The following is a 23,471-nucleotide window of genomic DNA, read 5'->3' on the forward strand; positions in this document are numbered from 1 at the left end:
GCCGGGATGGTGCGGTGGTGCGCTGCGAGGCGTTCGGTCAGGTCAGTCGGGGACTGTGAGGCTGTAGCGGAGCTTCGCCTTGGAGTCCGCGCCGAGGCGGTCGTAGAAACGGACGGCTCCTTCGTTCCAGGCGGGGGTCTGCCATTGGACCTCGGTGAGACCGAGATCGCGCGCCTCCGCCGCCACGGCATCCATGAGCAGCGCGCCGATGCCTGAGCCCCGGCTGTCGGAGTTCAGGAAGAGGCAGTCCATGTGGAGGTATTCGCGGCCTTCCCAGGTGGAGAGTTCGGGCATGCAGGTGGCGTAGCCGACGACCTGTCCGTCGGGCAGCTCTGCCACCAGGCAGCGCAGCCGTGGTGTCGGGGTGGCGAAGAGCAGGGCCTCGAGTCGGTGCGCGAGGTCGGGGGCGGGTGGCGGAGCTTGTTCGTAGGCGGCGTGCTCGGCAGCCAGTTCGGCGATCCGCGGCAGATCGTCGGGGCGAGCATGCCGCACCGTGGGGGCGCCGTTCACCGGACGCTGCCCGTCAGGGTGTCCGCACCCCAGGTGGCCAGGCGGTTGGTGATCGAACTGCTGCCGTCGAGGACATGCCGTGAGAACGCGTCGCGTTCGTGGGCCAGGATGGCGGCCTCCCAGACGCAGGGGGCAAGGCCGGTGCGGCCCGGGCGGAGCTGGTCGGGGTGCCCGGCCGGTCCGGTGAAGACGGCCAGGTCTGACATGTGCCCCTCGATCCAGCTGTGGACCAGGACGTAGTCGCCGTCGCCGCCGGCATGCACGATCAGGACAGCGAGTCCGAGCGACCCGCGGGTGCGTCCAAGTTCGAGGTGCGCCGCGGTGATCCGCAGGGCGGCGGCGATGTCCTGCTCCGTCACCGTGCGCCCTGGCGCCTGAAGGGCGTAGGTCTTCACCAGGTGGCCGGCGACCTCTCGGGTGCCTGCAGTCCGTACGGTGCGCTCGTGGTGCCCCTGGGCCAGGGCGAGCAGTTCTTCCGTGTCCACTGCCCTCGGCAGTTCCTCGCGATCACTCATTCGGCCATCATGCAGTGCGAGTTCACGATCGGACCCCCTAACCCCCTCAGCCCGATTCGAGAACGGTCGTCGGAGGAATTCGGCGAGGGCCTTCGGGACGACGAGGACGTCGCAAGGGGTCGATCACCGCTCGAGGAGTTCGGCCGGCAGGGCACTCGTCGCTTGGTCAGCCGGCAGGAAGGCCTCGAGGCGCAGTTCGGCGATGGTGACGTCGATGGCGGTGCCGAATTGGGTGAGCGTGGTGATGAGCGTCAGCTCCCTGTCGTCGGCCGGATCGTGTGTTCGCAGGCGCAGCGGCACGGCGAAGCCGAGGTGGTGCGGTGACACGCACGGACGTGGTGGTGCCGGGCCGATGAGTTCGTGGGCCAGGCGTTGGAGTTGGTCGTCCGGGTTGCGCACGCTCTCGGCCTGGATGCTGTCGATGATGTGCCACGCCCACTCGTCGAGGTTGACGATGCGCGACGCGAGGCCCTGCGGGTGCAGCAGCACCCGGGGAAACACTCACCGGTGGTACGAGCAGATGCGGAGCCACACCGGCGGTGAGGCCGTGGAAGGCGACGTTGGCCGAGACGAGGTCACCGTGTCGGTCGACGACCACCGCCGGGTACGGCAGGTGGCCGTGCAGGATCCGTTCGAGGGCGGTGCGAATCGGTGCGAGTTGGGGGTCGTCCAGGCGGGAGCGCGGGTAGACCGGCGCGAATCCGGCCGCCAGGAGCAGGTCTTGCGCTCGCGGAGCGGCACCTCCAGGGCTTCGCCCAGCCGGATGATCATTGATCGTCCGGGGCCTGACCGTCCGCTCTCGATGAAGCTGAGGTGCCGCTGTGCGGTTCCGGCGCGCACGGCCAGTTCCAGCTGGCTTCCGCGCCGCCGGGTGCGCCACTCGCGCAACGCTCCGGCGAGACCACCCCTGCTCGATTGGGACTGCTGCGCGATCGGGTGACAGTTGGGGTTTACGCAGCGAGTGCTGTGTGAGGGGCCATGATGGTTTCGTGCTCGACGGGCGTCAATCGGCCCAGGCGGATCTGGCGCCGTCGGCGGTGGTAGTGCGCTCGATCCAGGACACGATCGCGATCCGCAGTTCGTTCCGGGTCCGCCAGGTGCGGCGGTCGAGGACGTTCATCTGCAGCAGTGCGAAGAAGCTCTCCATGGCCGCATTGTCGCCAGCCGCGCCGACTCTGCCCATCGAGCCGACAAGGCTGTGACCTGCGAGAACGGCCACGTATTTCCGTGAGCGAAATTGCGATCCGCGATCGGAGTGAACGATGCATCCGGCGGCCTGGCCGCGACGGGCCACCGCGGATTCCAGGGCTGGCACGGCAAGGCGGGATTTCATCCGGGAGTCGATGGAGTAGCCCACGATGCGCCCGGAGTACACGTCCTTGACCGCGCACAGGTACAGCTTGCCCTCGCCGGTGGCGTGCTCGGTGATGTCGGTCAGCCACAGCCGGTTCGGTGCCGGGGCGGTGAAGTCGCGGCGGACCCGGTCGTCGTGCACCGGCGGGCCGGCCTTGGCGTTCTTGCCACGTCCCTTGCGCTTGCCGAACACGCTCCACCAGCCGTTGTCACGGCAGATCCGCCATGCGGTCCGCTCGGCCATCACCTGGCCGGCGGCCCAGGCCTCGTCGACGAGGAAGCGGTGGCCGAACTCGGGATCGTCGCGGTGGGCATCGAACAGGGCGTTGGCCCGGTGGGCCTCGGTCAGTTCCGGGTCGGTGACCGGTGAGGCCAGCCACCAGTAGTAGGGCTGGCGGGCCAGCCCGAGCACCCGGCACGTCGCCGCCACCGGCACCCTCACAGGGGCATCGGCGGCGGCCAGCTCGCGGACGAGCGGGTACGTCGTTTGGCCGGCAGGTTCGCCTGCGACAGATAGGCCGCGGACTTCCTGAGAACCTCGTTCTCCTGCTCGAGCATCCGGATCCGCTTGCGGGCCTCACGCAACTCCGTCGACTCAGCCGACGCCGTCGCGGGCCTGGTGCCGGTGCTGTTCTCGGTCGCCGACTGGCGCAGCCACTTCGTCAGCGAGGCCGGGTGAACACCGAAATCGGCGGCCACCTGTTCCAGGGTGACGCCGGGCTCGCGGTTACGCGCCACCCGCACGACGTCCTCGCGGAACTCCTGGGGATACGGCTTGGGCATTGCTTCATCCTTCCAGGCCGCCTGACGGCGAGCCAGGTTCAGATGTCACCCAACCCTGCAGCAGTCCCAACCTGTGGTACGTGGAGACCTTCGCCCGCGTCGGCGCCGTCGCACTGGTGACGGCGCTCGCGGTGTGGGCGTGGCGCGAACGGGTGAAGCGCGAGTCGCAGCTGGTACAGATCACGTGGGTGGCGGACACCGTCCAGCAGGCACTGCTGCCCGAGCCGAAGCCTCGTGTCGGGCAGTTCGATGTGGCGGCCTCGTACGCCGCTGCGGCGGACAAGGCGAAGGTCGGCGGTGACTTCTACAAGGTCATCCTGACCCGCTTCGGCGTCCGCGGAGTGATCGGCGACGTCAGCGGCCACGGGCTCGGCGTCGTACGCACCACCGCGATGGCCACGGGCGTGTTCCGGGAGGCGGCCTGCGAAGTGGAAGATCTGGCCTCGGTCGCCCACTGGATGAACCGCAGTCTGGACCGCGAAACCGGCCCGGAGAGCTTCACGACCGCCACGGTCTTCAGCGTCACCGGAAAGGGGGTGTGGACCGGGCTCGACTTCGGCCACCCCCTGCCCTTGCTGCGCACCGCCGACGGGGCGGTCCGTGAGGTGGCGCTGGGGACGGGAACGCCCCTCGGCCTGGGGCTGGCGCCGGTAACGCCCGAACCGGTCGAGGTGCGGCTCGAAGAGGGCGGCGAACTGCTCCTCATGACGGACGGGGTCATCGAAGGCCCGCGCCCCGGACGGAACCTTCTTTCCGCTCGCGCGTTCCTTCACGCACGCGCCTCGTGGCTGTTCGCCGCAGGACGTCCTGACCGCGATCCGGCGGGACCTCTCCGACTGGGCACCGACCATCGAGGACGATTCGGCGCTGGTACTGCTGCGGTACGCGCCGACGCCGACAACACCGGCCGCGGCACCGGCGGCGCCGGCGACCCCACGGTGAGGGACCGGGCGGCGTCCGCGGGCGGATGTCCGCCAGCGTGTCACCGGGTCCGGTCGTCCGTGGGCGGCAGCAGATCCCGCTCGCCCAGGTTCCGCCCGGCGCCGGCAGGACGCGGCGTGCCCGGATGCTCCCGCAGATGCCACCCCTCACTGCGTGGTGTCGGCGTACAGGCGGTGAAGCAGGCAGCGCTGGTGGTGGCGGCCCGCGGTCTCGTGGAAGAGGATTGGGACGAAGGACGCCACCATGACGACCAGCACGCAGACCGCGACACTCGCGCCCGCCGCCGCCATCAGGACCGCGGCGGCCAGAACCACCAGCGGCGGGAAGGTCGCCAGCAGGTGAAAGCGGTCCCACCAGGACAGCAGCAGCGCCCACAGCCCGTGGACGGTGAGCGGGAAGAGGCCGGTCGGAAAGGCGAGCAGCAGGACCACCGCGGCCTCGCCCGTCTTCGCGTGATGTTCGAGGGACAGACCTGCCACCTGCAGCCCCGCGCCGGTCCTGACCGGTGGGGGCAGCAGACTGCGCTGGAGGGCTTCGACCGTACGGCGTTCACGGGTGTACCGGCGGGCGTTTGTCCAGGCTTCAGCGCCGCCCGGGAGGCGATGGATTCGGCCAGCGGGGCGTCCCCATCGCCGTAGGGAGGTCGGTCCGGGCCCCGTCACACGGACAGGACGCCCAGCACACGCCCACGGGCCACCAGCGGCACGAACATGGCGGAGGCGGTCGAGGCGGGGAACAGCAGACGCTGACGTTCGCGGTCGGTGTCCAGCTGCCGCCGGAGGGCGTCTACGCGACACGCCAAGAGTAGGATGGGAGGTAGGATAGGTAGCATGAGTGAGGCCACTGGCAAGTACTCGATCACGATGCCCCGTGACATCGCGGAAGCCGCCCGCGCTCGCGGCGGCCCTTCCGGGCTGTCCGCCTACGTCGCCGCCGCCGTCGCCCGCCAAATCGAACGCGACAACCTCAACGAACTCATCACGGTCGCCGAGGCCGAACATGGCGCCATCACCGATGAGGAGATCCAGGCTCTGCGCGGTCAACTCCACCAGGCGCAGGCGGAGGGCGGGGCGAACGCAGCGTGACCCGCTCCCCCGCCGCCACACCGGGCGGCACCCTCGTCCTGGACAGCGAAGGGCTGGCCAAGGCCGTGCTACGTGACCGCACGGTCACCGCGTGGCTGGCCCTCGCCCGCGCCGACGACCTGCGGGTGATCACATCTGCGGCCACCCTCGTCGAGGTGGTCCACCCCCGGATCAACCGCCCTGCCCTGGAATGGACACTTTCCCGCCTCGCGGTCGAGCCGGTCACCGAGCTGATCGCCCGCCAGGCCGGCGCACTGCTCGCCGATTCGGGGCTGCACGGGCACAAGTACGCCATCGACGCCATGCTCAGCGCTACCGCCCTCGCCGCACCCGGCCCCATCACCATCCTCACCTCCGACCCAGAGGACATCGCCACACTGTGCGGCGCACGCACCACCGTGATCAAGATCTGAGCAGTGAGCTGCCCCGCGCTTCGCAGCAGCCGACTTGCATTGAGAACGGTGGAACCACTTCGACCACGGCAAGGAGGGGCGGACGGATTTACGGCAGGGACTGGGTCGTGAACCAGCCTCCGCACGGCAAGTCATGCCGACGGGCCGTCCCCGAGGTGGGCTCGCCCAGCTCGGCCGGATCGATACCGAGGTTCACCATCTCGACGAGCTGATCGGCAAGGTCTTCACTTCGTCGCGGACGAGTTACGGACAGCTGATCTCGTCCTCGGCATGGAAGGCGTACTCCCACACCCGGAGGTCGTCGAAACTCACCGAACGTCCGCCTCACGGAGGCCCACCTCGACCGCCGCGCGACGACGGATGCGGCTGCTCTCCGCAGCAATCGTCCGTGCCTCGTCCAGGCTGGTAGCCCTCGCCGCACGCGCCTCCAGGTCACGAAGGCGGGCGGAGGTCCCCGACCTGCGGGCTATGGCCGCCTCGGCCCAGCCCTGCACGGAGTTCCGCAGCGGCGTCGCGGAGACACTCAGCCGGGCCTTGGCCATGGCCGCCACCCGCGCCTCGTCGAAACGGGGCAGGAAGTCCGGCGCTACCTGCGCGAGGGCCGAGCGAATCGCCTCCACCTGCACGGGCGGCTGCGGAACGTCGGCTGCCTGGTGCACAGGCTCACTCATACGTCCGTGCTCCTCTCCGGGCCTCGTCCCGACGAGCGTGCACCGGCCATGGTCGGGGTGACACCGGTGCGCCGCGCGAACTCCTCGGCGGCCGACGGGAACCAGGTGGCCGGGCCGCGTTCGGCGAGCTCGGCGCGGAACGCCGCCACCCAGCCGGGCGACCGTGTCGGCTCCGGTACGAACGGTCCGGAGGCGATGAGGGTGTACGGCTCGGGAACCTCGAACCGACCGGACGGATCGTGGAAGAGCGCCCCGAAGCGGACGCCCCCGGGGTCCTCACCGGAGTCCCACTCGATGAGGAAGTGGTACGGGCGGGAAGGGAAGAGCAGGAACGCGCCGCCGGCGAGGTCCAGCACGGCCTCTTCCCTCGCGCCGCTCAGCGCGTCGGGCCCTACGAGCAGGCTCCGGTCCAGTCGCAGCCGGACACTGCGCCAGTGGCCGGGGTCGAGCTCCGTGAGCCCTTGGGTGTCGAATACCTCGAGGAACGCGTCCAGCGCTTCCCGGTGCTCCTCCACGGTGCACTCCGAGCCCGCCCGCAGTGCCAGAATCGTGGGCAGCTCCGGCAGGGCCAGGGCGTCCAGTTTCCTCAGCGGATTCTGCCTTACCAGCTCGACGTGGGCCGGGGCCGGGGGAGCCGGCTCGGCCGGGCTCCGCATCGACCGGCCCAACAGGCGCGGCAGGCCGTAGAGGTCGTGGCCGGAAGAGTAATAGCTGGTATAGAGAGACAACGAGCTCCGGCCCGTCAGGCCGACACCGTTCACCGCGGCCTCGAGCAGTTCGTCGCCCGGCTCGGGCCGTGATTCCCGCCGGGCGCCTCCGGCGATCGCCGCGTCGAGCCGGGTGCGCGGCGCGTCCAGGACGCGCTGCTGCTCGGCGGCGAACCGCACCACCCCGGTGATGCCCGTGCGCAGTGCCTGGTGGCCGACCTCCGGCAGGAGCGTACCGACCAGGGCCGGCAGGCCGCCCTGGTCGTCGGCCTTCTCGTCCTCCAAGGCGGCCATGGCCCCTGTCAGGAGGGCCGCCGCGGTGGCCTCGTCGAGCCGGCGGAGCGCGGCGGACTCCTGCGGGTCGCGCGGCTGGAGATGGCGCCAGTACCGCAGGTGCGGCAGCAGGGCCGTACCTGCGTTGAAGGGTCCGGCCCGGTAACCGGTCCCGGTCTCGGCGAGCAGCGCGCCGTCGGGGTCGTGCAGCCGGACCGTGCCTTCCCACCACTGGCACACGGTCACCAGCCGGTCGGTGCCCGGGAACACCAGCGCGTGCTCCGGATCCCCGCCCCTGTCGGCCGGTACGACGACCGTGCGGCCGCTCAGGTCCTCGCAGCGCCGCGTGCCGTCGGGCAGTCTCATCACCCGCCGGCCGAGCACCCTGTCCACCGGGGCGCAGAGCGGGCCCCGCACGACGGAGGGAGCGGGCAGCAACCAGGCGGCCTCGAGGGTGCTTCCCTCCGGCTCGCCGCGCAGGGCCTCCTCGATCCACCGCGGTGCCCCGGGTGCGCCCACGGTGGCGGTGGCGGGATCGTACGTGCGCCAGGTGAGCGGTCCTTCGCCGCCCGTCCTCCCGCACCCACACCCAGTACGACGTGCCGTCACCGGCCACACCGCCCTCGTGGAGCCGCTCCGGGTACGACGTCTACCCGCCGGGGCACGGACGCCGCGCCTGCGGCACCGAGGTGTCCCCTCGGCGCAGCACACCGTACGCGGTGGTCCGGCCACCTCCGGGAAGAGGCAGCCGACGCGGGGGCCATGCCCCTTTCGACCCTGCGCCCGTCCACCACGCAGGGCCACCAGCCGTCGTGGTCCCCCAAGACGGTCGTGTGCGACGAGTCGGTGACACCGTGCCAGTAGCCCCGCCAGGCGATGTGGGTGGGCGACTCCCACCAGATGAACAGCTCTCCGTCGACGTACTGGCAGCCGAACGACGAGGGCTGGTCCGATCCGAACGGTGGTTCATGTACGAGAACCGTGCCCTCCGCCCCGATCACCCGGATCTCCCGGATCTCCCGGATCTCCCGGATCTCCCGGATCTCCCGGATCTCCCGGCCGGACACGACAATCAGATGCGGCCAGGCGTCGACGACCTTGATGTCCGGCACCGTGTCCTGCGCCTGGGCCGCGGCGGATCGCAGGGCCTCCTCCCAGGCAGGCCAGCCCAGCTCGTCGAGGACGCCGGTACGCAGGGCACGGGCCAGCGCGGGTGCGACGCCGACGTCCAGCGCTGCCCGTACCTCGTCGGCGGCGATGGCCGGAATCTCCACGGGCAGCCGCGTCAGAGCGCGCAAGGCGTCGGGGAGCCCGGGCAGTTCACGGTCGAGGTACGCGCGGCTGCCCGCTGCCACCCAGGCGGCGAGCATCGGCCGTCCGCCGGGGGACTCGGCCAGTTCGGTGAGATTCTTTCCCGGTCGGAACGCCGGGAGGAAACGGGCGTCGGCCGCCAGCGCGAGGAGATCCCGCTTGTACGCGCCGGCCGCCCACCTGTCCGTGTTGAGACACAGGGCGCCGTCAGGTTCCGCCACCCGGATGCCCAGGGACAGGAGTTGGTCGAGCAGGTTCACGTCGCTGAGCGGGGGCTTCAGCTCCTCCCCGTGCGCCAGGAGTTCGGCGCGCAGCGCGTCGGCCAGGCGATCGACGAGGGGTACAGCTCCGGCGGCGGGGCGGGGAAGTAGTCGGCCGCGCACAGGGCGACGAACCTGTGCGTCCATCCGGCCGTGCCGTCGGGGGAACGTTCCTCGGCGGGCAGCGTGGCGTCGCACAGCCCGGCAGTGGCCCCGGCCCGCTCCAGCAGGTCCAGCCACTGGGACAGTTCATCCCCCTTCCATCCCTCGGGCAGCATGCCGCGGACGGCGGGCTCCCGGGCCAGCTCCAGCAGCGCGGCCCGGTGCGCCTTCCACCAGGCGGGGGGACGCCTTGACGGTGCCGGGCAGGGGCAGCATCTCGCGCAGGTAGGCCATCTCCTCGGCGAGCGCGTGCTTGCCCGCGGCCGCCTTCGCCAGTCTGCGCAGGTCGGACGCGCCCGGGCTCGACGGCGGCACACCGTGCGCGGCGAGCCGGACGAAGAGCCCGCGCAGGTGGCGGAACGCGGTCGCGGCCGGGACCCGGGACGACAGCCCCTTGGCGTAGCGGGAGAGGATCTTCGTCGGCACGGCTCCGGCCAGGGCGAACTCGAGGAACACCGCGTCCATGCGCGCCTCGTCGAACGGCAGCGCGTACGCGGTCTCGGCCTTGCGGGCGTTGACGAACATTCTGGGACGCGTACGCGGTCTGGCCGGCTGCGAGGAACACCCGGCCGGCCTGCTCGTAGAAGGTCGGCAGGAAGTGCGGTACGGAGCCCGCGAGCCGCTCGCCGATCATCTCGTAGGCGGCTCGGGCCCTCTTCGCCCGGGATCTCACCGTCCGCGCGACCTTGTCCATCTCCTCCACCAGGGACATCGCCAGGTGGCCGTCCACAGGGTGACGGACCAGTATCCATTCCGGGAAGCCCATGGCACGGTGCTGCCCGACGCCGACCTCCACCGGCTCGCCCTAAGTTCGAGTCCGAGGAAGCCCGTGTCCGTGTCCCCGGTCCGGTCCTCGGCCATCAGGCGCACGGCGATCCGGCCCTCCAGCCCCGGATGCCGATAGGTCCGGGCGAACACGGGGACGGCCCGGTCACCCCCGTGGAGGGTGCCCGGCGGCAGTATCGCGTCGGCGCGCAGCAGCTCCTCCGTCTCCGCCGTTGCCTTGTCCCGTGTCCTCCCGTCGCTCATGACCGCGTGCCTTTCGTGGATGTACGTACCGCCGTCGTTCATGCGGTGTCGTCCTTGGGCTCCGTGCGGCCGGCGTGCAGGGCCGCGGCCATGCGCATGCCTTCGGACGAGGCCACGGGGCCGACCTCGGCCAGCGGGAGCCTGCGGTGCCCGCTCTCGTCGAAGCAGGTCAGCTCGCCGGTCCAGGCCTGCTCCTCGGCGTAGGGATTGCTCATGCCGACCGTGGCGGTGAACGACGCGCCCGGCGTCCCGGATCCGGTCGACCACGTTGCCACCGGCGATGCTGTAGCCAAGAGACATGGCACGGGAGGAGAGGTGGAACCACGAGCGGTACTCGGCGCCGGCGAACTCGGTGACCACGGCGCGGGCACCGTCGGATCCGGCGGGTTTGCGCCAGGTAGCCCGGTGGATCTGTTCAACACCCTGGACCACGCCCGACTCGGCCGCGAAGGCCCGGAGGTCCTCCAGGCCGGGGAGGAGGACCGGGTGGGGCATGGTCACCGACCGGGCCGATACGCGGACGATCTCGCCGTCCAGGTTCATCACCCGCACTTCGCCCGATTCGTCCGCATCGCACAGGAAGCCGACTTCGTGCGGGCCGTCGCCGACGACGAGGATGTCGCGGAGCGCCGCCTGTCATGCCTCGTCGGCTCCGGACCCGCGCCAGCAGACCGGTCGACACCGGAAGCGAGGACACCATCCAGTTGCCGACCTGTACCGCACACTCGGCCGCGTGCCGGTCCAGCCACTCGGCGAAGCGCTGGAGCTCGACGACTTCGGGGCGGTCCTCCAACTCCGCGGGCAGGGTCCTCTCCTGCTTGTCCTCCTGCCCGGCCGGCGACGCGCCCGACGCTCGCCGTGCCACCACCCGCCCCTTCACCAGCGCGACTTCGTAGGCGCCGCCTGCCGCTAACCAGCCCATGGACTCTCGACCTCTCCCCACTCTCAGAACTCGGCGCAATTGCACGAGACGGCCCGGTTCGCCCCCGCTGTGATGTGGGCGAAAGACTAGGCACACCCATCGACATCGATATCGGTAGCGGGTTTTGGTGGTCACGGCCCGCCCACTGACTGGCGTCCCGCTGGACTGCCTTCATGTTGTTCCGTCCGGGACCCCACGATGGGAGGCCGGAGTTCGCCGCGGTTGACAGGCGGGTTTGACGCCGGTGGCCCACGCCGCTGGAGGCCGAGAACCCGGCCCTGCGCACGAAGGTCCGTGAACTGGAGGAAAAGCGCGAGATCCTGCGGAAGGCGGGCAAGAATTTCGCCGGGGAGACGCGGTGGTGAACCGCTTCCAGAAGGCTTCGTCCGTCGCGTCCGTGGGCGGGGGTGGTCTCGTCGGTTATGCACGAACCCGCGCACTCAACCACGGGGACCCCCTGCACACCGCAGCAGGACGCCCGCCGACTACCATGCCGGAACATGGACTACCACCAGCAATTCCGGTGCACGGCGATCGAGCGGGGCATTCCGGAGGAAGGAATCAGAAAGTTCGCCGAATTCCTACGATTCGCGGTACATGCGGACGTGCGCCCCAACAGCGCTCCGGTCGGACAATTCGGCGGGCTGCCCCGGCTGCCGGTGGGCATGGAGTGGCCGTCCTCCGACGAGGGGCCGCTGCCGTTCATCGCCTCCCTGGACTGCGCGACGCTCCCCCGAGTGGACAGTTTCCCCCTGCCGGCGGACGGCTCGCTACTCTTCTTCCTGCACCACGAGTGGGCCTACTTCAACGGTGCCGAGCAGGAGTACGCGCGGGTTGTGTACGTGCCGGCCGGCACAGAAACCACAACGGCGGAGGAGCCCGACCATACCGGGCAGATGTTCTACAATTCGGAGCTCGATTTCGTCGGCCCGAAGTGCAAGCTCTTCGCCACGGTAGGCGCCGAACTGCCCAGTTGGTTCGACGAGGAATTGCTTGATGACGACGAACTGCTCGAGGTCAATGGCAAGACCCAGCAGTCCGGCGCCCTGGAGCACCTGGGCTGGAACCTGACCCACAGAGAGGAGCTCTGCGCTCTGGCCGAAGAGCTCTACCCGGGAGACGGCGGCGCCATCTCTCTCGGTGGTCACTCCAGTGACATCAGGGAGGTGATGACCGACCACATGTACAGCATTCCGGAGACCATGATGGCACTGGATATTGTCACGGCGCGCAGAAAGGCCGGCGATCTCGCCGACCCGCTGGACGAGCAGGATCCGCAGATCGAGAAGGAAACTCTTCGGGTGATGCGTGAGTGGGTAGTGCTTGCCGAGTTCTCGCCGGACGATTACTACATCGGGCGCTTCATGATCCGCTACGACGACCTCGCCGCCGGCCGATTCGACAGGGCGCGTTCCTTCACCGCGTTCACTGAATAGACGGCATGTCGTCGCACCCCCCGCGACGCACGCCGATGTCCCCACCCGGCCGTGGATCTTCCGCAGGGACCAGCGCGCCGGCCGGCTGCTTTACGCCTCGACGACGATGGTGCCTATGGTCGATTCCGGGCCGGGCCCTTCCGGACGGTCGACCTTCCACCAGCCCAGCGCGTCCTGGTACTCCGGCTGGGGAACCGCACGCCCCTCGGCGGTCATCAGGCGTCCCTGATACGCCTGGGCATAACGCGCTCGAACCGAGTAGACGCCGGGCTCACCAGGAACAACGAGATCGCACGACACATTCACCCACTCCGCCGGACCAGGGTTGTCTTCCGCCAGCGCCTCGACGCGCGTGCCGGCATTGACCACCTTCAAGCCGCCCCCGCTGCGCCGCTTACCGTTCCATACCGACGCCTGGGCACGATCCTGGCCCGCCAGACCGACGATCACCTGGTTGATGGCGTTGCCGCACTCCGAGCAATCGTGCAGCACGTCGAAATTGACCTTGTACGAGCCTCCTCCGCGGACGTGTGCCACGTCGGCCTGGCCATCGATCTTCACGTTACGGATCTTGAACCGAAGTCCCGTCCCACCTCCGTACGGCTCGACCATCTCGGTGTCGTCAGTGGGAGCCGTGGTTTGGTGGGCATCGTTGCGACTCATCTTGTCGGGCATGTGCCAAGTAAACAGGTGGCCACCGACAGGGCCGGGCCACCCTTCGACGAGGCTGTCGGCACCGGCTGGTGACCGGGTGATCGGCTGCCCCCCTTCCCACCCCGGCCGTCCGGCGTATGCCGTCGGGCGCCCTCCCCTGTCATGAAGCCGCCGAGTTCCTCGGCGGCCCGTTCCGGAGGATCGAGGCAGTCGGTGACTTGTCGTCACTCGGTGAACACCGTGAAAGAAAGGGCCTTGCCGAAACGACGGGCGGTGAGGTGGTCGTTGCGGATCAGGAAACGCCCCGCGTAGATCTCGCGGCCCCTGCTGAACTGGGCGAGCGGTGTCCACTCGCGCCTGTCCACCTCCATCCTTTCCTCCGGGGTGCCGTACGGATAGCCGTTGTCCCGGGTGTATCCGCCGATGGTCACGAAGGAGCCGCCCCTGGGCTCCGGCCACAACTCTTCCACCAAGGCGCAGAGCTCCTCCTTGTGCGGCAGAGCGCAGTCCACGTACTCCTCGCTGTCCGACACATCCGGCCAGTATTCGGACCAGGGCAGGACCGGTATCACGGCGGCGAAGAGTTTGACCTCCTCCTCGGCGAAGGGGTCCCCGGTGTCGCCCTTGTAATCGCCGTACTCCGGTATCTCCGGCGTCACGGTCTCGGTTCCGCCCGGCACATATACGGCCCGCGCGTACTGCTGCTCGCGGGCGATGTTCTCGGCCTCTTCGCCGCAGTCGAGGTGGACCTCCTGCGCGTTCCTGTGGTGCAGGAAGAAGAGCAGCGAACCGTCCACGGGCAGGGAGAGGCCGTCGACCCGGGGCAGCGCCGCACAGTCGTACGAGGCGACGAACGGCAGCGGGCCCAAATCGGAGGACGGCCACTCCATGCCCACCGGCAGCCGTGGCACCCCGCCCTGCTGCCCGACCAGGTCGCCGCCGTAGGTCGGGTTCGTCCAGATCCCGAACCGCAGCAACTCGGCGAATTCGCCGACCTCGTTCTCAGGAACGCCCCGCTCGAGGGCCACGAGCCGGAACTGCCTTTGATAATCCATGGTGGAAATATTGCCAGAGCCCTGTGAGCCTCGGAACCTGATCGAGCTCTGGGCCCGACTATCCAGGAAATACAGACGCGGACGGCGGACGCCGATCCACGCAGACTCCGCCGGCGGGACCCACGCGTTCGTGTCCTGGCTCGCCCGGCAGGGCAGATGGCTGACGTATTCCGTCGGAATGACGATCACCGAGACAATCCACCAGCACGTGCTGAAGATCCCCGGACCGGCCTGGACCCCGGCCGTCGAGAACTGGCCGGCTGGCCGCAGGGCATGCGACTGATCGTCCGCAGCGAACGGCCCCATCCCGAGGCCCGGTTGAGGAACACCGACGCTGACGGCGTGCGGCTCACCTGCTTCGCGACCAACACCGCCGGCCGGCTGATCGCCGAGCTCGAGGTCCGTCACCGGCTGCGTGCCCGCGCGGAGGACCGCATCCGCTCGGCCCTGGCAACCGGCGTACCGAATGCCCCGTGAGAGCTACAGGAACTGTCCATGCGGGGGTGATTCGCGGGTGTCTGAGCTTGCTTCGGTTCGACGGACATCCCATATCAGGGGTTGAGTCCCCGGAAGGATGTCCACCATGGAGAGCATGGGGAAGAAGAAGCCACGCCCTCGTCGCTCGTTCACACCGGAGTTCAAGGCCGAGATCGTCGAGTTGTGCCGTCGCGGTGACCGCACGATCGGGCAGGTCGCCCGGGACTTCGACCTGCCGGAGACCGCGGTGCGGCTGTGGGTCAGCCAGGCCCAGGTCGACGCCGGTGAGAAGGACGGTCTGACCAGTGCCGAGCGGGACGAGCTGGCCCGGCTGCGGCGGGAGAACCGCCGCCTGCGCGAGGACGTCGAGGTCCTCAAGCGAGCCACTGCTTTCTTCGCAAAGGAGACCCGGTGAACGTGCACCCGTTCATCGAGGCGGAGAAACGCGCAGGTCACAGCGTCAAACAAGCCTGTGACCTGCTCAAGGTCTCCCGAGCCGCCTTCTACGCCCGCCGCACCGGCAAGCCCTCCGAACGCCGCCGCCAGGACGCCGAACTCACCGACCGGATCATCGAGGTCCACGCCGGCTCCCGCGGCGCCTACGGCTCCCCACGCATCCACGCAGCACTCAGGCAGGCGGGCGCGTTATGCGGACGGCGCCGGGTCGCCCGGCTCATGCGCGAGGCAGGTCTCACCGGCCGTTGCCGCCACCGCCGCGTCCGCACCACCGTCCCTGACCCCGGGGCCGGCCACCGGCCCGACCTCCTGCAGCGGGACTTCGCACCCTCCACCAGGCTGAACACACGGTGGTGCGGTGACATCACCTGCATCGCGACCTCGGAGGGCTGGCTCTACCTGGCCACCGTCATCGACATCGCCTCCCGCAAGGTGGTCGGCTGGGCCACGGCCGACCACCTGCGGACCTCCCTCGTCACCGAGGCCCTCACCGCCGCCTGCCAGACACGAAAGCCCAGGCCAGGGCTGATTTTTCACGCCGACAGGGGCTGTCAGTGCACCAGCCGGGAACTCGCAGCCGCCGCCGATCGCATAGGCATACGGCTGTCCGTGGGGCGGGCCGGAGTCTGCTGGGTCAACGCTCTCGCCGAGTCCTTCTTCGCTACCCTCAAACGCGAACTTGTCCCCGCCGACGGCCACGTGTGGTCCAGCAGAGCCTCCGCCCGCACAGCGATCTTCGAGTACGTCGAAGGCTGGTACAACGTCCGCCGCCTGCACAGCAGCCTGGGCTATCGCAGCCCAGCCGACTACGAGACCGCTTTCGCGGCCTGACCAAAACAGTCACCGTGTCCGTCAAAGCGGAGCAAGCTCAAGTCAGGAATCCTCGCTCTATGGAATGGCGCTGAGTGGCTCCCCTGGCTGGGCATCGGCTGTATGGCCGCCAGCCTCATCCACTTGCTCTTCTGCGTCCGGCCCGGCGGCGTCTCCCGGCTCGGCGGAGGAGGATACTTCGCCTCCTACGCGCAGTACCAGGGGCGTGTGGCCGACCTTGTCACCCACCTGTCGACCACGACCGACGCCGAACTGGAACGGTGCACCCAGCTCGTCGAGTTGTCCCTACTGGTTACCCGGAAGTACAAGTTGATTGCCCGTGCAGTGACCTCCTGGGCTGTGCACTCTCACTGGTCGCAGCGGCGACCCTGCTCGATGCAGTGAGCTAAGCGGCGGGACCCGGCCAGACGACCAACCTGCGCCATCAGCCGACGGCGCAGGTCGAGTCGTCCGAGCCGGAGGCCCCACCACCCGCATGTCCAACGCCAAGGCTCACTCGCCAAGTTCAGAGAACACGCCGGGATCCGTTCCACGCTTGTACTCGACGACCACAGGGGCACCAGTCTCGTCGATCCCCAGGGAGTCGATACGCCCGCCGTCCACACAGTCGATGACGTACTCACTCGCGAGGAACCTGACACCCAGCAGCGTCTCCATGTTGGCCTCGATGAGCCGCTGACACCCGCCTCGACCTCGGCCAGACGCGGAGCCACCTCAGTCGCCCCGTCCGTCGTCGCTCGGAACAGCCTCAGACCCGACACGATCCCCTCCTCCACCTGGAGACCCCCAACATCGAGCAACCGCAAGCTTGTTTCCGCCAGCACTTCCAAGACGGTGAAGAACGCGTGAAGGTTCGCTTCGCTTCCATGCCGAACTATCGGGGCCTCCGCGTCTCCGAACCCAATAGCCGGGAGCAAGATGCCGGCATGCATGACCCTCAACACGATGGGCGAGTCCGGGCCGGACGGCCGTCAGCGGCTCTGCGGAAGGGCCAGAACCTCCGGCCGGGCGATAACAGCGCAGCGCTCCGGGACCGCACCGGCCGAGCCGACGCGGCGCAACTCGCCATCGGCTGGAGCGGTGGCGAGGACGAGCGTGAAGAGCGCTCAGGCCCCTTCCGAGCATCACTCTAGGTAATCACCGGCACGGTTGAGCCGACCTCGCCCACGAGCCGTCCTGCACAGCCACTCAGAGACACCTGACGGCCCGTCAGATACTCCTGACGGCCCGTCGGAAAAACCGCCCGACGAGCGTCAAACCAGCGTCAAAAATTCGCCCATAACGCACACCCCGCGCGTCATGCGCATTCGTAAAGCCGCAGGTCAGCGGCCCTTTGCAGCAGGCTCAAGAATCGCGACACACTCCACATGATGCGTCATCGAAAAGATGTCGGCCTGGATACTGACGGTAAAGCACCAGGTCAGGGGGCTCTCGCGTCCTGCGTGCGGGCCGGAGGGGCACCCAGAGCGTCAAATGAGCGTCACGGCCGTAGGTCGGTTCGGGCGGTCACCCGCACCGGCACCCCCGGGAGGGGAGAGCGGGGCGCTCGCGTCAACTCCATCAGCCCGGGGGTGATCGCCACTCCCGTGGGACAACAGGAACTCGACGGCGAGAGCGGCCCGAGGACGCAGGCCATGGTCAAGGCTTCCGGAACCGGGCGCCTGGGAACGGCCGACGACATCGCCGGCGCCGCCGCCTTCCTGCTCCGCCCCGGATCGTCCTTCATTACCGAGAACGACCTCCTCGTCGACGGCGGCGTCATGGCCACCGTCCGATCCGGGCGCATGAGTCCAGCACCTGACACCGGCTGGGCATCGAGGTCCTCGACCGGACTCAAGCCCCGACACCGCCGGCCCTGGCCCACCTCGCCTGACCGGGGTGGGCCGGGTCGCGTCAGCGCCGCCGCTGGTCGGCTCGCAGCTCGAAGTCGCCGTAGCTGTTGTCGACCGGGTTGACGGTGACGCCGGGGGCGACGATCTCGTCGATGGCGTCGAGGACGTCCGCGGACAGGGTGACGTCGGCCGCGGGCAGGAACGCCTCCAGCTGCTCCATGGTGCGCGGACCGATGATCGCCGACGTCACGCCGGGGTGGTTGATCACGAAGGCGACGGCCAGCTCGATCAGGGTGAGGCCGGACTTCTCCGCCAGGACCGCGAGCTGTTCGACGGCCTCCAGCTTGCGCTGGTTGGCGGGGGTGTTCATGTCGAAGCGGGCCTGGGGGCGCGCGGCGGAGGCGGGGCCCTCGGTGGCGTGCTTGCGGTAGCGGCCCGAGAGCCAGCCGCCGGAGAGCGGGCTGTAGGTAAGGGTGCCCATGCCGTGTCGGCGCACGGTGGGCAGGACGTCCTCCTCGATGCCGCGGACCAGGAGGGAGTATGGGGGCTGCTCGGTGACGAACCGTTCCAGGTTCCGGTCACGCGAGGCCCACTGCGCCTCGACGATCTGGGAGCCGGAGTAGGACGAGGAGCCGATGTAGCGGACCTTGCCCTGGCGGACGAGGTCGGAGAGGGCGCCGAGGGTCTCGGAGACGTCGGTGTCGGGGCTGGGGCGGTGGACCTGGTAGAGGTCGATGTGGTCGGTGCCCAGACGGCGCAGGGAGTTCTCCACCTCCCGGATGATCCAACGGCGGGAGCCGCCACGCTGGTTGGGGTCGTCCTGGTCCATCGGCATGAAGAACTTCGTCGCCAGGAAGACGTCCTCGCGGCGGTCCTTGAGGGCCTTGCCGACGATCTCCTCGCTGACGCCGGCGGAGTAGACGTCGGCGGTGTCGACGAAGTTGATGCCCGCGTCGAGGGCGCGGTGGATGATGCGGATCGAGTCCGCCTCGTCCTCGTTGCCCCAGGGCCCGAACATCATCGCGCCCAGGCAGAGGGGGCTGACCTGGACGCCGGTGCGGCCGAGCGGTCGGTACTGCATGAGGTGGGTTCTCCTCGTTCGTGTGGGGTCAGTCGGTGTCGGCGGGCACAACAGTGCCGGTGGTCGTCCAGCTGGCGAGCAGGTCCAGCGCCTGGCGTTCCGGAGAGTCCGGCTCGGGTGTGTAGAAGTTGAGGCGCAGGCCCGGGTCGGAGGGGAGGTCCAGCGCCTCGTAGGGCAGCGCGAGGTCACCGACGAGCGGGTGGTGGAAGTTCTTCACGCCCGAGCGGTGGAACTTCACGTCGTGCCGGGCCCACCTGCGGGCGAACTCGTTGCTGCGGGTCGTCAGCTCCCCGACCAAGTCGGTGAGCGCCTTGTCGTGCGGCGCCCGGCCGGTCTCGGTGCGCAGGAAGGCGACGGCGTCGTCGGCGCCCTTGTCCCAGTCGACCCAGAAGTCCTGGGCCGCGGGGTCCAGGAACAGGAAGCGGGCGCTGTTGACCGGCCCGCGCTGCGCGAACAGCGGGGAGTCGAAGAGCGGCGCGTACAGTGCCCGGCCGAGCGCGTTGGCGGCCACGACGTCAAAGCGGGCGTTGCGGACGAACGCCGGCACGTCGGTCATCGAGTCGAGCATCCGCAGGATCGTGGGCCGTACCCGCGAGGAGGTCACCGCCGGTCGTCGTCCGGACGGAGTGGAGGCGCGGGCCAGGTCGTACAGGTGGGTACGTTCGGCCTCGTTCAGTTGCAGGGCGTGCGCGAGGGCTTCCAGAACGGAGTCGGAGGCGCCGCTGAGATTCCCGCGTTCCAGCCGGACGTAGTAGTCCACGCTCATGCCCGCGAGCAGGGCGACCTCCTCGCGGCGCAGCCCCGCGACCCGGCGGTTGCCGCCGTAGACGGGCAGCCCGGCCTGCTCAGGGGTGATCCGGGCCCGGCGGGTGCTCAGGAACTCGCGCACCTCGCCGGCGAGGCTCCTTCTGTCAGGCCCGGTCATGGTCGCTCTCCTGGCGGAGTGCCGTACGGCGAGGAGCGGGAGGGATGGTGATTGCTGCGGATGGCAGTGACACGGGGGGACCTTTCGGATCGGCGTGAATCTAGTGCCGGCCTCTCCACCGTAGGACGGCCTCGGAGGGCCTGCGAGGTACTGCCAGTACCTGGAAGAGCGGTGACTCCCACCTGCGGTGCCGCGCGGTGTTCCCTGGAACAGGAACAGGGCCCCACCCCGTGGAATCGGCCCCTGACCTCACTCTTACCGATCCGAGGGAGCAACGTGCGCGCAGCACTCATGTACGAAGCAGGCGACGTCCGTGTCGAGGACGTGGCCGACCCGACTCTGAAGGAGCCCACCGACGCCCTCGTACGCATCACTACCGCCTGTGTGTGCGGCAGTGATCTGCACCCCTACCGGTCCATGCCTGGCGCCGACGGTCCGGTCCGGATGGGACACGAGTTCATCGGCGTGGTCGAGGCGGTCGGCGGCGAGGTCCGCACCGTGAAGAAGGGCGATCTGGTCGTCGCGCCGTTCGCCTACTCCGACGGCACCTGCGAACACTGCCGGGCGGGGCTGCAGACCTCCTGCGTGCACGGCGGCTTCTGGGCCGTGAACGGCGTCGACGGCGGGCAGGGCGAGGCAGCCCGTGTGCCGCTCGCCGACGGCACCCTGGTCAAGCTGCCCGTCGGCACAGACGACGCGCTGATCCCGTCCCTGCTGACCCTCTCGGACGTACTGGGCACCGGACACCACGCCGCCGTGCGCGGCGGGGTGCGCCGCGGTAGCACCGTGACCGTCATCGGCGACGGCGCGGTCGGCCTGCTCTCCGTGCTCGCCGCGAAGCGACTGGGCGCCGAGCAGATCGTCCTCATGGGCCGGCACACCGCCCGCACCGACCTGGGGCGCGCCTTCGGAGCGACCGACGTGGTCGCCGAGCGCGGCGGCGAGGGCATCGAGAAGGTCCGCGAGCTCACCGGCGGCGGCAGCCCGATCGTCCTGGAAGCTGTCGGGCACCGGCCCGCCTACGAACAGGCGTACGGAGTGGTCCGCGTCGGCGGCACCATCAGCCGTGTGGGCGTGCCGCAGTACGAGGAGGCCCCGGTCGGCTTCGGCAGCCTCTTCGGCCCGAACATCACCCTGACCGGCGGCCCGGCCCCGGCCCGCGCCTACATCGAGGAACTCCTCCCCGACGTCCTGGAGGGCCGGATCGAACCCGGCCGGGTTTTCGACCGCACGGTCGCTCTCGACGAGGTCGCCGAGGGCTACCGGGCCATGGACGCCCGCGAGGCGCTCAAGGTGCTGGTCCGGCCGTGAGCAGGCAGTCTGCGAGCAGAACGACGGCTGCCGTCGCGCGCGGGAGCGGCACTGCCCCGGCAGGTCGGCAGCCGATCACCGCGGCCGATGACGAGGAGCTGACGATGGGGCTGGTGACGTCATGACCACCACCGCTCAGCTCACGTCGACGCCTGCGGCGAAGCGGCCGGGCAGGTCACCGGCTCACCCGACGTTGATCCTTCTGATCGTCTGCGTCAGCTATTTCATGGTCATCCTGGACAACTCGATCGTGTTCACGGGGTTGCCGCAGATCCGCTCGGCCATGGGCTTCTCCGAGACCGGCCTGTCCTGGATCACCAACGCGTACGTCCTGGTCTTCGGCGGATTGCTCCTACTGGGGGCGCGGGCCGGTGACCTGTTCGGACACCGCAGGGTCTTCCTGTTCTCCCTGGTCGTGTTCTCGCTGGCCTCACTGCTGGTCGGCGCCGCGCAGACCCAGTGGTGGCTGATCAGTGCCCGCGCGTTCCAGGGCGTTGGCGCCGCCGTCCTGGCCCCCTCTGCGCTGTCGCTGCTCACCCGCAGTTTCGCGGAGGGCCGGGCCCGTAATCGGGCGATGGCTGCCTACAGCGCGGTCGCCGGCCTCGGCGCGGCGCTCGGCCTGGTCGTCGGCGGGCTGGCCGCGGACCTGGTCTCGTGGCGGGCCGGGTTCTTCCTGAACGTGCCCGTCGGCGCCGTGATGATGGTGCTGGCCGTGCGGTTCCTGCCCGAGACCGAACGGCGCGGCGGCCGTTTCGACGTGGCCGGGGCGCTGCTGGCGACCCTGGGTTCCACCGCCCTGGTCCTGGGTATCGTGGACGCGGCCGACTTCGGCTGGACGGCACCGGCCACTCTGCTGCCGCTGGCGGCGGGCGTGGTGCTGCTGGGCTCGTTCGTGGCGGTGGAGCGGCGGGCCGCCCAGCCGATCGTGCCGCTGCGGCTGTTCATCAGCCGGGAGCGTGGTGGGGCCTACGTCACCCGGATGCTCTACATGGGCGCGATGATGGGGTTCTTCTTCTTCACCGCGCAGTTCGTGCAGAGCGTCTACCACTGGACTCCGTTGCAGGCGGGGATGGCGTTCCTGCCGATGACGCTGGTCAACTTCGCCCTTGCTGTCCAGGTGCCCCGCCTCCTGGAGCGGGCCGCACGGCCACTGGTCCTGGTGACGGGAGTCGCGCTGACCACGGTGGGCATGGCGTGGCTGAGCCGTCTCGGCCTGCACACCCCCTACCTGACCGGCATCGCCCTGCCGATGGTGCTCATCGGCGCCGGGCAGGGCCTGACGCTGGCACCACTGACCTCCAGCGGCGTCGACGGCGTCGCCGCCTCGGACGCGGGGGCCGCCTCCGGCCTGGTCAACACCGTGCACCAGATCGGCAGCGCGCTGGCTCTGAGTCTGCTGACGGCCGTCGCCGCAAGGGTCTCCACCGGCCACACACCGGCCGACATCGCCGGCCGCTCCGCAGCGGCCCTGACCGGCTCGGCCGTCCTCCTGGCGCTGGCCGTCGCAACCGTCCTGACCCTCGTCGTGTCCCCACGGGCACCCCGCACCGAAAGGTCCCTGTGATGAAGACCCTCACCCTCAACAACGGCGTCGAGATGCCCGCCCTCGGACTCGGCGTCTTCCAGACACCACCCGACGAAACCATCGCCGCGGTGCAGGACGCCCTCGACCTCGGCTACCGCCACATCGACACCGCCGCCGCCTACGGAAACGAACGCGAGGTCGGCCAGGCCATCCGCGACTCCGGCGTCCCGCGCGACGACGTCTTCGTCGAGACGAAGATCTGGATCAGCGACTACGGCTACGACGAGACGCTGCACGGCTTCCACAAGAGCGCCGCCAAGCTCGGCCTCGACCGGATCGACCTGCTGATCCTGCACCAGGCCCTGCCGTCCGAGTTCGACAAGACCCTCGCCGCCTACCGCGCTCTGGAGAAGCTGCTGGCCGACGGCAAGGTCCGCGCGATCGGCGTCAGCAACTTCATGGTCGACCACCTCACCCGGCTGCTCGACGCCACCGATGTCGTACCGGCTGTCAACCAGCTGGAGATCCACCCATACTTCCAGCAGCGCGCCGTCCTCGACTTCGACGACGCCCACGGCATCCTCAACCAGGCGTGGTCCCCCATCGGCGGCATCACCTTCTACCCGGGCTACGGCGAACACCGCCGCAGCGTCCTGGAAGACCCGGCCGTGACCGCCATCGCCGAGACCCACGGCAAGAGCCCGGCCCAGGTGCTGCTGCGCTGGGGGATCCAGCAGGGCCGCTCGGTCATCCCGAAGTCCATCAAGCGGCACCGCATCGCCGAGAACATCGACGTCTTCGACTTCGACCTCACCGTCGACGAACTGGCCGCCCTGGACGCCCTGGAGACCGGCAGCCGCGGCGGCCCCGAACCCGAGGCCGTCACGCTCACCGACTTCGGCCGGGCCATCCCCGAAGCCTGACCTCCCACCCCGTACGCCCCGCAAGAAGG

General features: G+C 69.6%; 23 protein-coding genes and 6 pseudogenes. 12 read left to right on the forward strand and 17 right to left on the reverse strand.

The features are described 5' to 3' along the window. Positions 1-42: 42 nt before the first annotated feature. The 4 genes and pseudogenes from ACFRAV_RS24325 to ACFRAV_RS24340 form a co-directional block, all read right to left on the reverse strand. Positions 43-510 carry a GNAT family N-acetyltransferase gene (locus ACFRAV_RS24325; protein ID WP_382558382.1) on the reverse strand — a complete coding sequence of 156 codons (468 nt, stop codon included), beginning with the start codon at positions 508-510 and terminating at the stop codon, positions 43-45. Continuing rightward, on the reverse strand, positions 507-1,025 hold the full coding sequence (locus tag ACFRAV_RS24330; protein WP_382558383.1) for a hypothetical protein: 519 nt from the start codon (positions 1,023-1,025) through the stop codon (positions 507-509). Before ACFRAV_RS24330 ends, ACFRAV_RS24325 begins: the two co-directional genes overlap by 4 nt. 123 nt (positions 1,026-1,148) lie before the next feature. Further along, a pseudogene (locus ACFRAV_RS24335) lies at positions 1,149-1,958 on the reverse strand (helix-turn-helix domain-containing protein). 17 nt (positions 1,959-1,975) lie between these two features. Beyond that, a pseudogene (locus ACFRAV_RS24340) lies at positions 1,976-3,161 on the reverse strand (IS3 family transposase). A gap of 80 nt (positions 3,162-3,241) precedes the next feature. On the opposite strand from ACFRAV_RS24340, the gene ACFRAV_RS24345 reads away from it, so the two are divergent. Continuing rightward, positions 3,242-4,741 carry a PP2C family protein-serine/threonine phosphatase gene (locus ACFRAV_RS24345; protein WP_382558384.1) on the forward strand — a complete coding sequence of 500 codons (1,500 nt, stop codon included), beginning with the start codon at positions 3,242-3,244 and terminating at the stop codon, positions 4,739-4,741. Between the two features lie 20 nt (positions 4,742-4,761). Here the strand turns inward: ACFRAV_RS24345 and ACFRAV_RS24350 are convergent, their stop codons facing one another. Then, positions 4,762-4,905 (reverse strand): hypothetical protein, encoded by a 144-nt coding sequence (locus tag ACFRAV_RS24350; RefSeq protein WP_382558385.1) that lies wholly within the window; start codon positions 4,903-4,905, stop codon positions 4,762-4,764. A gap of 28 nt (positions 4,906-4,933) precedes the next feature. On the opposite strand from ACFRAV_RS24350, the gene ACFRAV_RS24355 reads away from it, so the two are divergent. Both ACFRAV_RS24355 and ACFRAV_RS24360 read left to right on the forward strand, forming a co-directional pair. Next, the gene (locus ACFRAV_RS24355; RefSeq protein ID WP_382558386.1) at positions 4,934-5,188 is read left to right on the forward strand and encodes a CopG family transcriptional regulator; all 255 of its coding nucleotides are present in this window, start codon (positions 4,934-4,936) and stop codon (positions 5,186-5,188) included. Then, the gene (locus ACFRAV_RS24360) at positions 5,185-5,601 is read left to right on the forward strand and encodes a DNA-binding protein (RefSeq protein ID WP_382558387.1); all 417 of its coding nucleotides are present in this window, start codon (positions 5,185-5,187) and stop codon (positions 5,599-5,601) included. The genes ACFRAV_RS24355 and ACFRAV_RS24360 overlap by 4 nt, the downstream gene beginning before the upstream one ends. A 308-nt stretch (positions 5,602-5,909) precedes the next feature. Here the strand turns inward: ACFRAV_RS24360 and ACFRAV_RS24365 are convergent, their stop codons facing one another. The 7 genes and pseudogenes from ACFRAV_RS24365 to ACFRAV_RS24395 form a co-directional block, all read right to left on the reverse strand. Next, complete coding sequence (locus ACFRAV_RS24365; RefSeq protein WP_382558388.1) at positions 5,910-6,272, reverse strand: hypothetical protein; 363 nt, start codon at positions 6,270-6,272, stop codon at positions 5,910-5,912. Continuing rightward, complete coding sequence (locus ACFRAV_RS24370; protein WP_382558389.1) at positions 6,269-7,771, reverse strand: hypothetical protein; 1,503 nt, start codon at positions 7,769-7,771, stop codon at positions 6,269-6,271. The genes ACFRAV_RS24365 and ACFRAV_RS24370 overlap by 4 nt, the downstream gene beginning before the upstream one ends. Positions 7,772-7,857: 86 nt before the next feature. Then, entirely contained in the window at positions 7,858-8,823 is a 966-nt protein-coding gene (locus tag ACFRAV_RS24375; RefSeq protein ID WP_382558390.1) for a hypothetical protein, read from the reverse strand. A 17-nt stretch (positions 8,824-8,840) separates the two neighbouring features. Further along, positions 8,841-9,101: a hypothetical protein gene (locus tag ACFRAV_RS24380; RefSeq protein WP_382558391.1), complete on the reverse strand. Its 261-nt coding sequence runs from the start codon at positions 9,099-9,101 to the stop codon at positions 8,841-8,843. Then, positions 9,073-9,510: a hypothetical protein gene (locus ACFRAV_RS24385; protein ID WP_382558392.1), complete on the reverse strand. Its 438-nt coding sequence runs from the start codon at positions 9,508-9,510 to the stop codon at positions 9,073-9,075. The genes ACFRAV_RS24380 and ACFRAV_RS24385 overlap by 29 nt, the downstream gene beginning before the upstream one ends. Positions 9,511-9,654: 144 nt before the next feature. Further along, positions 9,655-10,056: a hypothetical protein gene (locus tag ACFRAV_RS24390; RefSeq protein WP_382558393.1), complete on the reverse strand. Its 402-nt coding sequence runs from the start codon at positions 10,054-10,056 to the stop codon at positions 9,655-9,657. Further along, positions 10,053-10,936: pseudogene (locus tag ACFRAV_RS24395) on the reverse strand (DUF4132 domain-containing protein). The gene ACFRAV_RS24390 and the pseudogene ACFRAV_RS24395 overlap by 4 nt, the downstream one beginning before the upstream one ends. Positions 10,937-11,436: 500 nt before the next feature. Here ACFRAV_RS24395 and ACFRAV_RS24400 point away from each other — a divergent pair. Next, the gene (locus ACFRAV_RS24400; protein ID WP_382558394.1) at positions 11,437-12,372 is read left to right on the forward strand and encodes a DUF1963 domain-containing protein; all 936 of its coding nucleotides are present in this window, start codon (positions 11,437-11,439) and stop codon (positions 12,370-12,372) included. 90 nt (positions 12,373-12,462) lie between these two features. Here ACFRAV_RS24400 and ACFRAV_RS24405 read toward each other — a convergent pair whose 3' ends face one another. Both ACFRAV_RS24405 and ACFRAV_RS24410 read right to left on the reverse strand, forming a co-directional pair. After that, entirely contained in the window at positions 12,463-13,047 is a 585-nt protein-coding gene (locus ACFRAV_RS24405) for a hypothetical protein (protein WP_382558395.1), read from the reverse strand. A gap of 203 nt (positions 13,048-13,250) precedes the next feature. Beyond that, on the reverse strand, positions 13,251-14,081 hold the full coding sequence (locus tag ACFRAV_RS24410) for a DUF1963 domain-containing protein (protein ID WP_382558396.1): 831 nt from the start codon (positions 14,079-14,081) through the stop codon (positions 13,251-13,253). 52 nt (positions 14,082-14,133) lie between these two features. Between ACFRAV_RS24410 and ACFRAV_RS24415 the strand changes: the two are divergent. The 4 genes and pseudogenes from ACFRAV_RS24415 to ACFRAV_RS24430 form a co-directional block, all read left to right on the forward strand. Then, positions 14,134-14,555, forward strand: a pseudogene (locus ACFRAV_RS24415) (transposase); the annotation flags it as partial. 109 nt (positions 14,556-14,664) lie between these two features. Further along, positions 14,665-14,973 (forward strand): transposase, encoded by a 309-nt coding sequence (locus ACFRAV_RS24420; protein ID WP_382558397.1) that lies wholly within the window; start codon positions 14,665-14,667, stop codon positions 14,971-14,973. Beyond that, a complete protein-coding gene (locus ACFRAV_RS24425; protein WP_382558398.1) occupies positions 14,970-15,845 on the forward strand; it encodes an IS3 family transposase in 876 nt (291 codons plus the stop codon). Before ACFRAV_RS24420 ends, ACFRAV_RS24425 begins: the two co-directional genes overlap by 4 nt. A gap of 102 nt (positions 15,846-15,947) precedes the next feature. After that, complete coding sequence (locus tag ACFRAV_RS24430) at positions 15,948-16,229, forward strand: Pycsar system effector family protein (RefSeq protein WP_382558399.1); 282 nt, start codon at positions 15,948-15,950, stop codon at positions 16,227-16,229. A 120-nt stretch (positions 16,230-16,349) separates the two neighbouring features. On the opposite strand, the pseudogene ACFRAV_RS24435 reads toward ACFRAV_RS24430, so the two are convergent. Then, positions 16,350-16,606 (reverse strand): annotated as a pseudogene (locus ACFRAV_RS24435) (transporter); the annotation flags it as partial. Between the two features lie 609 nt (positions 16,607-17,215). On the opposite strand from ACFRAV_RS24435, the pseudogene ACFRAV_RS24440 reads away from it, so the two are divergent. Next, positions 17,216-17,641 (forward strand): annotated as a pseudogene (locus tag ACFRAV_RS24440) (SDR family oxidoreductase); the annotation flags it as partial. Between the two features lie 97 nt (positions 17,642-17,738). On the opposite strand, the gene ACFRAV_RS24445 reads toward ACFRAV_RS24440, so the two are convergent. Together ACFRAV_RS24445 and ACFRAV_RS24450 are read right to left on the reverse strand one after the other, a co-directional pair. Then, a complete protein-coding gene (locus ACFRAV_RS24445; protein ID WP_382558400.1) occupies positions 17,739-18,758 on the reverse strand; it encodes an aldo/keto reductase in 1,020 nt (339 codons plus the stop codon). A 28-nt stretch (positions 18,759-18,786) separates the two neighbouring features. Further along, complete coding sequence (locus ACFRAV_RS24450) at positions 18,787-19,683, reverse strand: helix-turn-helix domain-containing protein (protein ID WP_382558401.1); 897 nt, start codon at positions 19,681-19,683, stop codon at positions 18,787-18,789. Positions 19,684-19,959: 276 nt separating this feature from the next. On the opposite strand from ACFRAV_RS24450, the gene ACFRAV_RS24455 reads away from it, so the two are divergent. The 3 genes from ACFRAV_RS24455 (at position 19,960) to ACFRAV_RS24465 (ending at position 23,442) form a co-directional block, all read left to right on the forward strand. Next, positions 19,960-20,994, forward strand: a complete 1,035-nt coding sequence (locus ACFRAV_RS24455; protein WP_382558402.1) for an alcohol dehydrogenase catalytic domain-containing protein — start codon at positions 19,960-19,962, stop codon at positions 20,992-20,994. A gap of 121 nt (positions 20,995-21,115) precedes the next feature. Further along, entirely contained in the window at positions 21,116-22,558 is a 1,443-nt protein-coding gene (locus ACFRAV_RS24460; protein ID WP_382558403.1) for an MFS transporter, read from the forward strand. Next, positions 22,558-23,442, forward strand: coding sequence for an aldo/keto reductase (locus ACFRAV_RS24465; protein ID WP_382558404.1), 885 nt, complete (start codon positions 22,558-22,560; stop codon positions 23,440-23,442). The genes ACFRAV_RS24460 and ACFRAV_RS24465 overlap by 1 nt, the downstream gene beginning before the upstream one ends. The last annotated feature ends 29 nt before the right edge of the window (positions 23,443-23,471 follow it).

It is taken from the genome of Streptomyces sp. NPDC056600, assembly GCF_042792855.1.
Classification (GTDB): domain Bacteria; phylum Actinomycetota; class Actinomycetes; order Streptomycetales; family Streptomycetaceae; genus Streptomyces.

Coding starts and splice junctions, on each gene's coding strand:
- ACFRAV_RS24330 (WP_382558383.1), bottom strand. CDS start 1,025: ATGAGTGATCGCGAGGAACTGCCGAGGGCAGTGGACACGGAAGAACTG.
- ACFRAV_RS24355 (WP_382558386.1), top strand. CDS start 4,934: ATGAGTGAGGCCACTGGCAAGTACTCGATCACGATGCCCCGTGACATC.
- ACFRAV_RS24365 (WP_382558388.1), bottom strand. CDS start 6,272: ATGAGTGAGCCTGTGCACCAGGCAGCCGACGTTCCGCAGCCGCCCGTG.
- ACFRAV_RS24380 (WP_382558391.1), bottom strand. CDS start 9,101: ATGCTGCCCGAGGGATGGAAGGGGGATGAACTGTCCCAGTGGCTGGAC.
- ACFRAV_RS24385 (WP_382558392.1), bottom strand. CDS start 9,510: ATGTTCGTCAACGCCCGCAAGGCCGAGACCGCGTACGCGCTGCCGTTC.
- ACFRAV_RS24390 (WP_382558393.1), bottom strand. CDS start 10,056: ATGAACGACGGCGGTACGTACATCCACGAAAGGCACGCGGTCATGAGC.
- ACFRAV_RS24400 (WP_382558394.1), top strand. CDS start 11,437: ATGGACTACCACCAGCAATTCCGGTGCACGGCGATCGAGCGGGGCATT.
- ACFRAV_RS24405 (WP_382558395.1), bottom strand. CDS start 13,047: ATGCCCGACAAGATGAGTCGCAACGATGCCCACCAAACCACGGCTCCC.
- ACFRAV_RS24410 (WP_382558396.1), bottom strand. CDS start 14,081: ATGGATTATCAAAGGCAGTTCCGGCTCGTGGCCCTCGAGCGGGGCGTT.
- ACFRAV_RS24420 (WP_382558397.1), top strand. CDS start 14,665: ATGGAGAGCATGGGGAAGAAGAAGCCACGCCCTCGTCGCTCGTTCACA.
- ACFRAV_RS24430 (WP_382558399.1), top strand. CDS start 15,948: ATGGCCGCCAGCCTCATCCACTTGCTCTTCTGCGTCCGGCCCGGCGGC.
- ACFRAV_RS24445 (WP_382558400.1), bottom strand. CDS start 18,758: ATGCAGTACCGACCGCTCGGCCGCACCGGCGTCCAGGTCAGCCCCCTC.
- ACFRAV_RS24450 (WP_382558401.1), bottom strand. CDS start 19,683: ATGACCGGGCCTGACAGAAGGAGCCTCGCCGGCGAGGTGCGCGAGTTC.
- ACFRAV_RS24460 (WP_382558403.1), top strand. CDS start 21,116: ATGACCACCACCGCTCAGCTCACGTCGACGCCTGCGGCGAAGCGGCCG.
- ACFRAV_RS24465 (WP_382558404.1), top strand. CDS start 22,558: ATGAAGACCCTCACCCTCAACAACGGCGTCGAGATGCCCGCCCTCGGA.